The organism is uncultured Jatrophihabitans sp., assembly GCF_964244045.1.
In the GTDB taxonomy this organism is placed as follows: Bacteria; Actinomycetota; Actinomycetes; order Mycobacteriales; family Jatrophihabitantaceae; genus Jatrophihabitans.
Window position 1 is genome coordinate 1 of record NZ_CAXTHK010000061.1, and the last position, 10,048, is coordinate 10,048.

8 protein-coding genes and 2 pseudogenes are annotated in these 10,048 nt (G+C 64.7%); 8 read left to right on the forward strand and 2 right to left on the reverse strand.

Going from position 1 to position 10,048, the window contains the following annotated elements:
• A partial coding sequence (locus ACFFC4_RS21615; RefSeq protein ID WP_375504728.1) for a hypothetical protein occupies window positions 1-498 on the forward strand: 498 nt, incomplete at its 5' end.
• A 39-nt stretch (window positions 499-537) separates the two neighbouring features.
• On the opposite strand, the gene ACFFC4_RS21620 is transcribed toward ACFFC4_RS21615, so the two are convergent.
• Window positions 538-2,847, reverse strand: coding sequence for an EAL domain-containing protein (locus ACFFC4_RS21620; RefSeq protein ID WP_375504730.1), 2,310 nt, complete (start codon window positions 2,845-2,847; stop codon window positions 538-540).
• A gap of 362 nt (window positions 2,848-3,209) precedes the next feature.
• Here ACFFC4_RS21620 and ACFFC4_RS21625 point away from each other — a divergent pair, with 362 nt between their 5' ends.
• Complete coding sequence (locus ACFFC4_RS21625) at window positions 3,210-3,536, forward strand: hypothetical protein (protein ID WP_375504732.1); 327 nt, start codon at window positions 3,210-3,212, stop codon at window positions 3,534-3,536.
• 29 nt (window positions 3,537-3,565) lie between these two features.
• Window positions 3,566-4,111 (forward strand): hypothetical protein, encoded by a 546-nt coding sequence (locus tag ACFFC4_RS21630; protein ID WP_375504734.1) that lies wholly within the window; start codon window positions 3,566-3,568, stop codon window positions 4,109-4,111.
• Here the strand turns inward: ACFFC4_RS21630 and ACFFC4_RS21635 are convergent.
• Window positions 4,077-5,236, reverse strand: a pseudogene (locus tag ACFFC4_RS21635) (IS3 family transposase). The gene ACFFC4_RS21630 and the pseudogene ACFFC4_RS21635 sit on opposite strands and share 35 nt — an antisense overlap.
• Window positions 5,237-5,290: 54 nt before the next feature.
• On the opposite strand from ACFFC4_RS21635, the pseudogene ACFFC4_RS21640 reads away from it, so the two are divergent.
• The 5 genes and pseudogenes from ACFFC4_RS21640 to ACFFC4_RS21660 all read left to right on the forward strand — a co-directional run.
• Window positions 5,291-5,475: pseudogene (locus tag ACFFC4_RS21640) on the forward strand (transposase); the annotation flags it as partial.
• 556 nt (window positions 5,476-6,031) lie between these two features.
• Window positions 6,032-7,624, forward strand: a complete 1,593-nt coding sequence (gene mdlC / locus ACFFC4_RS21645; protein WP_375504736.1) for a benzoylformate decarboxylase — start codon at window positions 6,032-6,034, stop codon at window positions 7,622-7,624.
• A 190-nt stretch (window positions 7,625-7,814) separates the two neighbouring features.
• Window positions 7,815-8,930, forward strand: coding sequence for a Glu/Leu/Phe/Val dehydrogenase (locus tag ACFFC4_RS21650; protein WP_375504738.1), 1,116 nt, complete (start codon window positions 7,815-7,817; stop codon window positions 8,928-8,930).
• A gap of 74 nt (window positions 8,931-9,004) precedes the next feature.
• The gene (locus tag ACFFC4_RS21655; RefSeq protein WP_375504740.1) at window positions 9,005-9,475 is read left to right on the forward strand and encodes a helix-turn-helix domain-containing protein; all 471 of its coding nucleotides are present in this window, start codon (window positions 9,005-9,007) and stop codon (window positions 9,473-9,475) included.
• Window positions 9,476-9,586: 111 nt separating this feature from the next.
• Window positions 9,587-10,048: transposase (locus ACFFC4_RS21660; RefSeq protein WP_375504742.1), on the forward strand; the 462-nt coding region annotated here is incomplete at its 3' end.

The following is a 10,048-nucleotide window of genomic DNA, read 5'->3' on the forward strand; positions in this document are numbered from 1 at the left end:
CACAGCCACTGCGGTCTCAAGACCACCGTCCACTTCACCACCGCCCTTTCGGCGTTTTGGCGTACACCGCAACCATCGGCTGCCGACTGCTCGACTGAAGCCTCGGAGCTGGGTGAAATGGGAAATTTCGGACCAGCAGGCAGCGGCATCGCTTGGCATCGGGGTTGGCCGGCGTCGTCGGTGCTGCGTCGAGGGGTGTCGGTAGGTCGAAACGCTGCACAACCGATGGAGCAGCCCTCATTGATCACGACAGGAACCAGCGCCCTTGTGCACGATCGAACCGGCGAGGGCCTGCTCCAGCAGCACCGACTTTCTCAACGCACGCTTCGCCGACCATTACGACGCCGTCTGCGTCCACAAGGGCAGCAGCAATCCATGCGTATTCTGCGGTCGGCCGGTGAGCGCCGCTGCATCGGCCCTTGGCATGCGCACATCTGTACGCACCAGGTTTTCGACGCACGCCCCCTGATGAACGGTCAGCTGCGAAGAGCCATCTGACTGAACCAAACGCGTATACGCGTGCCTGATTGTGGTGGATTAACCCTTACTCTTGCGGTGGCGTTTGGCTTGATACATTGCTTCGTCTGCGAGCTTCACTGCTGTCTGGACTGTTCCGTCCGGCAACAGCGGCGACCAGCCGACGGACGCGGGAATACCTGCGCGGTCGAGTTCCCGGGTCATGCGATGGCCGAGGGCGGGGGCGAGGTCGGCGGGGGTGTTGGTGAGGATGATGCCGAATTCGTCGCCGCCGAGGCGGGCGAGGAAGTCTTCGTCTCGCTTGTAACGACGCATCACTTGCGCGGCGTCACGCAGTAGTTGGTCGCCGGCGCTGTGCCCGCCGGGCCCGTCGTTGACGTGTTTCAAATTGTCTAGGTCGACGATGACGATCACGGTGGGGTCGGCGTAGGTGGCGAAGTCGAGGTCGAGTTGGGCGATCTTGGTGTCCCAGGCGTGGCGGTTGTGAATGCCGGTCAGCGAGTCGGTGGTGGCGTAGGTCAGCGCGGCGTTCGATTCCGCTCGTGCATGGTGCAGGGCTCGGTCGCTGGCCAATGAGATCGAGAGCAGTTCCGAGAGCAGATCGAGGATCGGCCCATAGTGTGCAATGTCGTCGCGGGACACGCGATCTAGTCCGCAGATCGCGCCGAACAAGGTGCCGTCGGGTTCGGCGATCGGAGCCCCGGCGTAGGCCCCGATCTGGACGGCCTGATTGACGGCTGCGGCCGCGTAGAGCGGGATTGCCGCTGCGTCGGGGGCTATGCGCGGTGCCGTGCCGGCGACCATGTGTACGCAGTAGGAGTCGCGCCAGGGGTGGCTGCCGCCGGCGGTGAGTCCGTAGTCGTTGCCGTCGAGGTAGAGATAGGTTTGCTGTTCGTTCTCAACGCGGGTGATCGACCAGAAGGCCATCGGCAGGTGCGCGTTCAGGTAGTCGAGCACCGCCTGGGCAGTGGCCCGGAAGCCGTAGGACTCGGCTGTTCGCGTGCTGACCAGCACGTCGAGGCTCGATGGTTCCGCCGTCGACGGGACGACGAGAGGTTCGGATCTGGACGTCGTCGCGTCACGCCACCCCCGTGACGCTGCAGGCACCCGGCGCTGGTACGCGAGTCGATCGGGCATTGTCTCGCTCGGCGCACGGAGGCGGGCGGCCCGCTGCGAGGGCTCGGACGCGAGGTCCTGGATGAAGCTGCGGGCCGCGTTGATCACGGCGTCACGATCGTGGGTGTAGATGAAGTCGAAGCGGCGTTGCGCAGAGGATCCGGTGTCCCCGCAGTCGCGGGCGACTAGTGCGCCGGCGAAGTGCGGCGACAAGACAATGACGACCCATTCCTTACCGAGCGCAGTGCCGGGCGGTAACGCTCTGATGTAGTAAGCGGGTTCGTCCTTGCGGGTCAACCCGTCGGCGAGCACGACGGTGAGCGCGTTCGAGGCGGACAGCTGACGGTAGCGGGCCTGCTTGGCCTCCGTGAAGAACGCCTGGTCCTGAAACCCGGCGAGTAGCACCGAGGCCTCCGTGCCGTGCGCCGCCCGGTTCTCTAGGTGGGCGCTGATGTGAATGAGGTTCTGCTTCTCGGCGCGCTGTGGTTCGATCGTGGTGGATAGCACCTCGAACGGCGTCCGCCCGTCGAGGGGCGCTACGTACTGACGCAGCGGTATGGGTGCGGCAGGCACGGCGACCGACACCGGTAGCGGTCCTGGCCTGCCGTAGTAGTAGCCCTGTCCGTACGTCGCGCCGAACACCTTGGCTAGCTGCTCGTGGGCGTGGGTTTCGACCCCCTCCGCCAAGATCACAGCGCCACGCTGCTCGGCGTAAGCCCGCACCGCAGCGGTGATGCTCGCCGTTGCCTCGTGAGGCGCTCCTTGGATCAAGGACATGTCGAGTTTGACGACGTCCGGCCGTAGGAATGGCAGCAGCGCGAGGGATGCTTCCTGAACGCCCACATCGTCCAGGGCGACGCCCCACGAACCGAATCTGGCGTCGTCGGTGGCTCGGATCAGGTCCAGCACGTTGCCTTGCACGTCACGTTCGACTATTTCGAGGATGACCCGCAGGTCGAGGCGCGCCCGCTCCTGCATGACAAGCAGATGGGGCGGGCAGTCCATAGCGAGCCCGGCTGGTTCGACGTTGATCAGCCAGGACAGCGTTTCCGGCAACTGGGCCTCAGCGGCGGCATGCATCGCCCGGCTGCGGCACAACCAATCCAACTCGCCGAGACGGCCGGCCTTCTCGGCCGCTTGGATCAACGCCAATGGTGACTCGTACTGCGTGCCCGCCGGGCCACGCGACAGCGCCTCGAACCCGGCGATCGACCCGCTCGCCAGATGCACGATCGGCTGAAAGACGGTGTGCACAGCCTGATCGTCGATGATCGAGTGAATCGAGCATTCCGGCACCACCCTGGCAGGTGTGGCAGGCCCCACGACTGTCATCGGTCTGCTTGCAACCGGTCGACCCGGTCATCTTCTGAGGGGTCTTCGCTCGGGAACGCGTGCCACTGCTGCATCAGATTGAGTTGCTCCGATACTGAAGCTGCTCGACACGTGTGCCCCGGCCCGCCGGCCCTCAACAAGGTCGAAGCTGTGTGCGTCATGACTCCTCCATCGGCAACGACATCGCATTCCTAAGCGCCGATAAGGTTGATGTCGAAGACGCCTGAAAAACTGGACAGTAGCGACGCTTGAAAAGTGAACACTCGACGATTGGAGTGATCACTTTGGAGGACTGGGCGTTGATCCGGAGGCTGGCGGCGGTGGGTGTGCCGATGGCTCGGATCGCGGCGCGGTTGGGGGTCTCGCGGACGACGGTGGTGAAGGCGGTGGCCTCGGACGCGCCGCCTCGCAGTGAGCGGCGGCAGGCTGGGACGGCGTTCACGCCGTTCGAGGCGAGAGTCCATGAGTTGTTGGAGGTTGATGCGGAGCTGCCGGCGAGGGTCATCGGGGAGCAGGTTGGTTGGAGCGGGTCGATCACGTGGTTCCGGGAGAACGTGAAGCAGTTGCGCCCGGAGCTTCGCAAGATCGACCCGGCCGACCGGCTGGTCTGAGAGCCCGGCGATGCGGCGCAGTGCGATCTGTGGTTCCCGCCGCGCAAGATCCCGCTCCAGGATGGGACCGCGAAGCTGCTGCCGGTGCTGGTGATCACCGCGGCGCACTTGGGGTTCATCACCGCGAGGATGATCCCGACGGCAAGACCGAGGACCTGCTGTTGGGCTCGTGGGAGCTGATCAGCGGAGCTGGGCCGGGTGCCGCGCAGGTTGATCTGGGACAACGAACCCGTGATCGGGCGAGGCGCCCGACGAGCAGAGGGCATCGCGGCGTTCATGGTGCCGCTCGCGACGCGGCTGGTGCTGCAGCCGCACGATCCGGAGTCCAAGCGCATCGTCGAGCGACGCAACGGCTGGTTCGAGACCTCTTCATGCCCGGTCGGGCGTTCACCTTGCCGGCGGACTTCAACGATCAGTTCCGCGACTGGCTCACGCGCGCGAACAGCAGGGTGGTGCGCAGCATCGGCGCCTGTCTGTTGCAGCGGCTGCACGCTGATCTGGGCTGTGTCAAAGATCTTGGACAGTTCCTCGCGTTGTTGATCAAGCAGCGGTTGCTGCTCTTTGGTGGTCGGTGAGGGCTTGCGTGGGGGTGCGGTAGCCGAGGCTGGAGTGCCGTCTGCGGCGGTTGTAGAACACCTCGATGTACTCGGCGACAGCGAACCTGGCTCGTGCCGGGTGGGCCAGCTGTAGCGGTGGTAGAGGGCGGCGAAGAAGGCCTCGGCGACGGCGTTGTCCCAGCACACGCCGGTGCGTCCGACGCCGCGCCGCAGGTGTCGCTTGCGGCAGAACTACGCGAATTCGGCCGAGGTGTACTGGGTTCCGCGGTCGGAGTGGAAGATCGCGTCACGACGCACCACGCGGGCGTCGATGCCCATCGCCAGGGCGTCGGTGACCAGGCTGGTGCGCATGTGCTGCGCGGTCTGCCAGCCCACCACCAATGCGGGTCGCCAGGTCGATCACCGTGGCCAGGTAGAGCCAGCCCTCGTTGGTCTTGAGGTAGGTGATGTCACCGACCAGACGGGCGCCGGGAGTGCCGCCGACGGCGAAGTCACGCCCGATCAGATCCGGCGCCGGCACGGGCGCCTCACCGGGCACGGTGGTGCGTTTGTAGGCGCGCGGTTGCACCGCCTGCAAGCCCAAGTCGCGCATGATCCAGGCGACCGTGCCGACCGAGACCTCGTGGCCGGCGTCGTTGAGGTCGCGGGCGATCCGCCGACAGCCATGCACCTGCCTCGACGCGGCGAACGCCTTCGTGATCAGCTCGGCGAGCTGGCGGCGCCGCGCCGCGGTCGGGGTCTCGACCCGGGTCCGCCAGGCGTAGAACGACGAACGCGCCACCCCCAACAGGGCACACATCCACACGATCTTGTAGATGGCCTTCTCCGCCTCGATCAGCGCGCACTTTGCGCTCACCGTGGCGTCCGGGCGAAGAAGGCCGCGGCCTTTTTCAAGAACTCGTTCTCCATCCGCAGAAGACGGTTCTCTTCCTCGAGCTCGCTCACCCGGGCTCGCTCGAGCGGCGACAGCTTTGCTTCCGGCTCTGGATTGGCATCCCGGAACGCTTTCACCCAGTTGCCCAAAGTTTGGGACACGACACCCAGATCACGAGCGACTCCGGCGACCGGCTTCCCGGTCTCGATCACCAGCTGGACAGCCTCAGCCCGGAACTGCGCACTGAACTTGCGACGCTGCTCTGACATGAACAGATCCTCTCGCTTCGAGAGTCACTGCCCAAGATCGTTGGTACACCCCAGGACAACGCCTGGGCCGAGTTCATCCCGTTCCTGGACTACAACGTCGAGATCCGCACCGTCATCTGTTCACCAACGCGATCGAGTCCTTGAACGCCCGGTATCGGCGGGCGATCAAGGACCGCGGCCACTTCCCGAACGAGCAATCAGCCCTGAGATGTCTCTACCTGGCGATCCGATCACTGGACGATGTCGTGTCGCGCCGCGTGGCCGCACAGTTGTTGCATGGTTCGAATGAAGTTGCCACCGAGACCCCGAGCAGGCGTCCGCTGGCCTATGCGCCGCGAGCGCAGAGCGCGAAAGTATGCCGGTGTCCCGCCTAATGCCTAGAGCGTCAGTCACCGGCTGGACCCGGCTCAAGATTTCAGTCCGCAGTCAGCGCAGACGCTGCGAGGGCGGCCGGGTCCGCCGACGCGGTGGATCAAGCAGCAGTTGCGTCGTCGCAGGTTTCCTGCGTCTCCGTGGTGGGCCGCACGCACCTGCTTGTGTGCCAGCCCAGTCTGTGTGACGTCCAGCGCTCGGTTCGCCAGGTCGGGTCGTGCGGCGCTGATCATCCTGCCGGCCGTGTCGATCGCGGACGCGACGTTGCCCAGAGCGCCGCCCGCGCGACGGGCACCATGTCGCCGAGTCCGCCATCCCGGCGTGTTAGTTCCCGCTGTGCACCGTGCCGGAGGTTGCTCCGCCATATTCCGTTCACTGAGAGTGGCCGTTGTGCCGCCTGCACCACGATGTAATGGTCACGCGATGAGCGACGTGCGCGGCGTGACTTTCGATATTCTTCGGTCACACGGTCTGACCACCATTTTCGGCAATCCTGGCTCCAACGAACTGCCCTTCCTCGCAGGCCTTCCCTCTGACTTTCGATACGTGCTTGGCCTGCACGAGGGCGCCGTGATGGCGATGGCTGACGGTTACGCGTTGGCGCGAGGGGGGGCGGCTTTCGTAAATCTGCATTCAGCGGCGGGAACCGGTAACGCCATGGGTGTGCTCACCAACTCGGTCTATTCCCATTCACCGTTGATCATCACGGCTGGCCAGCAAGTCCGCTCCACCATCGGCCAGGAGGTCATGCTCACGAACGTTGACGCAACCGCTTTACCTAAACCCCTCGTGAAATCGAGCTGCGAGCCGGCTTGCGCGCAGGACGTGCCGCGCGCCATCAGCCAGGCGATCCAATTGGCGAATCTTCCGCCAAAAGGGCCGGTCTACTTATCAATTCCCTACGACGACTGGTCCCAAGAGGCGCCGTCGACCGCACGACACCTGATTGGGCGGAGCACCGCCGTAGGCGGCTGTCTGAGCGCGCTGCAACTTGAAGAGCTCAGTAGATTGCTTGACGGCGCGAGCAATCCAGTGCTGGTGCTCGGGCCTGAGGTTGACGCCGAGGCGGCCAACGAGGACGCTGTCCGGTTGGCCGATGCGCTTGCGGCGCCGGTCTGGATCGCGCCCTCTCCGTCTCGTTGCCCCTTCCCGACTCGGCATCCCAGCTTCCGAGGCGTACTTCCAGCCGGAGTTCGCGCTCTGTCCGAGTTGCTAAGTGGTCATGACCTGATCCTGGTCATCGGCGCGCCGGTTTTTCGCTATCACCAATTCGAGCCGGGTGATCTGCTGCCGGAAGGCGCCCGGCTCATGCAACTGACCGGCGACCCCGGCGAGGCGGCCAGGGCACCGGTCGGCGATGCGATCGTCTGTGCTGTGGGCGATGCGGTCGCCCGGATGGCCGTGGCGGTGACCCCTGGCACACGGCCTAAGCTGCCGCCCGTGGTGGATTTCGTGGCGGTTGCGCCGTCGACGGGCGGCAGGATGCACCCGGCCGAGGTGTTCGCCTTGCTTCGCGAATTTGCCCCTGAGGACGCGGTGTGGGTCAAAGAATCTACTTCCACTACCGAAGACTTCTGGGCCCAAGCAGCGATTTCGTGCCAGGGCAGCTACTTCTTCCCGGCCGCCGGTGGCCTTGGCTTCGGGTTGCCGGCCGCGATTGGCGCCCAGCTGGCACACGCCGACCGTCAGGTCATCGGCCTTATTGGCGATGGATCGGCGAACTACGGAATCACCGCTCTGTGGACCGCGGCCGAGTATCAGATTCCGGTGATTATTATCGTCCTCAAGAACGGTACGTACGGGGCTCTGCGCTGGTTCGGCAGTCAGCTCGGTACCGGGGAAACCCCCGGTCTAGACGTTCCAGGTATCGACTTCACCGCGATAGCAACTGGGTTCGGGGTTACAGCGGTCGCCGTGTCCAACGCCGAGGATTTCGTGCACGCCCTTAAGGCTGCGCTATGCGCCAGCAAACCTACCCTAATCGAAGTACAAACGGACGTGCCCAGTTCGGGTTAGGGCGAGCACGCTGATACCCATTAGGAAGCCGTTGTCCCTTTGGCGGCGTTACTGGATCGCGGCGGGGCTCGCGCCTCGGCGGACTCGAGACCTTCACCAAAACTCAGGGGTTCATCGCCTGCAAGAATAGCCGACTACCGCTTCTGAGAGCACGTCATCAATCACCAGCCAAAATTGGAGAAAATGCACGATGAGCGCACCCGACTCCGCCGCTGTGGCATTGCCGGCCAAGAATGGTGTTTTTAGTCGATTCGCGGACTTCCCGCACGAACAGGTGACCTTCTTTCAGGATCCTGACACCGGCCTGAAGGCGATAATCGCGATCCATGACACGACGCTGGGCCCAGGCTTCGGAGGGACACGGTTCTACCCCTACCCGGACGAGGCGGCCGCCCTCACCGACGTCTTGCGGCTGTCGCGCGGAATGACCTACAAGACCGCGGTCACCGGCCTGCCGTGTGGCGGTGCGAAAGCTGTCATCATTGGCGATCCGCTGGCAGTGAAATCCGATGGGCTGCTGCAGAGCTATGGACGATTCGTTCAGAGCCTTGGCGGCCGATATGTCACGGCCGGCGACGTGGGCACCAGCGCCGACGATCTCGACGTAATCGGCCGGACAACCAGCTACGTGCTCGGCCGCAATGAAGTCGTCGGAGGTTACGGCGATAGCGGCGCGATGACGGCGCTAGGCGCCTTTCACGCATTGCGTGCCGGGGCCGAAGACGTATTCGGGACGAGTGACCTGACTGGACGTAGCGTCGGCGTGGAAGGGGCGGGGAAGGTCGGCTACAGTTTAATCCACTTACTAATCGATGCTGGCGCGCGGGTATTCGCATCCGATGTGTCGGCTGCAGCACGCGACCGAGTATTGCGCGACTTTCCGACGGTCGCCGTCGTCGATCGGGTCATCGATGAGGACACCGAGATCTACGCACCCTGCGCCCTGGGGGCGACGCTCACATTGGAGTCTGTGGCGAACATCAAGGCTGCCGTCATATGTGGTGCAGCGAATAACCAGCTTGCAAGTCCAGGGGTCGAGCGTGCGATCCAAGATCGTGGCATTACCTGGATACCGGACTTTGTGGCAAGCGCGGGCGGAGTCACACTCGGGGTTAGCGAATATCAAGGCTCCCCCATAGAGGCGGTGCCCGCCCAGGTAGCGAGGATCTACGACACTGCCCTAAACATTCTCTCAATCAGCCGGCGCGACGGGGTGCTCCCAGGGGTGGCCGCCGAGTCGGTTGCCGAAGATCGAATCCGAGGAGCACGCCGTCACCCGCGTCCGGGCTACCTGCCAGGCGATTAGTAGCGTGTCGCCTCTAGTTTGATGGGTATGTGTGTTCGGCTCGTCTGGTCGATACTTGACCAGAAGGAGTTGGCATGCCTCGTCCGAAGGAGTTCACGGTCTCGCTGACCGCCGGGGACCGCGCGAAGCTGAAGAAGGTGGTCACCTCCGGGCGCCATCCCGCCCGGATGATCACCCGTGCGCGGGTGCTGCTGGCCGTGGACGAGACGCAAGGGCCGGCGGCGGACCGTCGGGTGGTCCCCGAACAGCTGGGTACGTCGTCGAGCACGGTGTATCTGATCGCGAAGGCGTTCACCGAACACGCCGGTCGGGTCGAGGACGTGATCGGGCGCAAGAAACGGGTTACCCCGCCGGTGGAGCCGAAGGTGACCGGTGATGTCGAGGCCCGGGTGATCGCGTTGGCGTGCAGCCAGCCGCCGGCCGGGCGGGCGCGGTGGACGCTGCGGCTGTTGGAAAGACAGGTGGCCCTGACCGAGGGGATACCGCCGATGGATCACTCCACGATCGGGCGGGTCCTAAAAAGGGGGCGCTTAAGCCTCACCTGAAGGCATGCTGGACCATCCCACCGAAGCACAACGCGGCGTTCGTCGCGGCGATGAAAGACGTGCTCAGCGTTCTACACCCGCCGCTACGACCCGACCTGCCCGGTCATCGTGATGGACGAGAAACCCCATCAGCTGCTTGCCGACGCGAGAGACGGCGCGCCCGTCGCGCCGGGGCGGGCGGCCCGCGAGGACTCCGAATACGTCCGCCACGGCACCTGCTCGATCTTCGTCTGGGCCGAACCGTTACGCGGCTGGCGCCGCGCCTACGCCGAACCCACCCGCACCCGCCTCGACTGGGCCCACGGCGTCGAACACCTGCTGGACGTCGACTACCCCGACGTGGAAAAGGTCGTGCTCGTCATGGACAACCTCAACACCCACAACATCGCCTCGCTCTACCAGGCGTTCCCGCCCGAGAAGGCCTACGCCCTCGCCCAACCCCTGGAGATCCACCACACCCCCAAACACGGCTCCTGGCTCAACACCGCCGAGATCGAACTGTCCTGCCTGACCAAGCAAGGGACTGCCCCGGGTTCGGTTGACTCTCGGGGTGTGTTGATCAGGCCGCGGTTG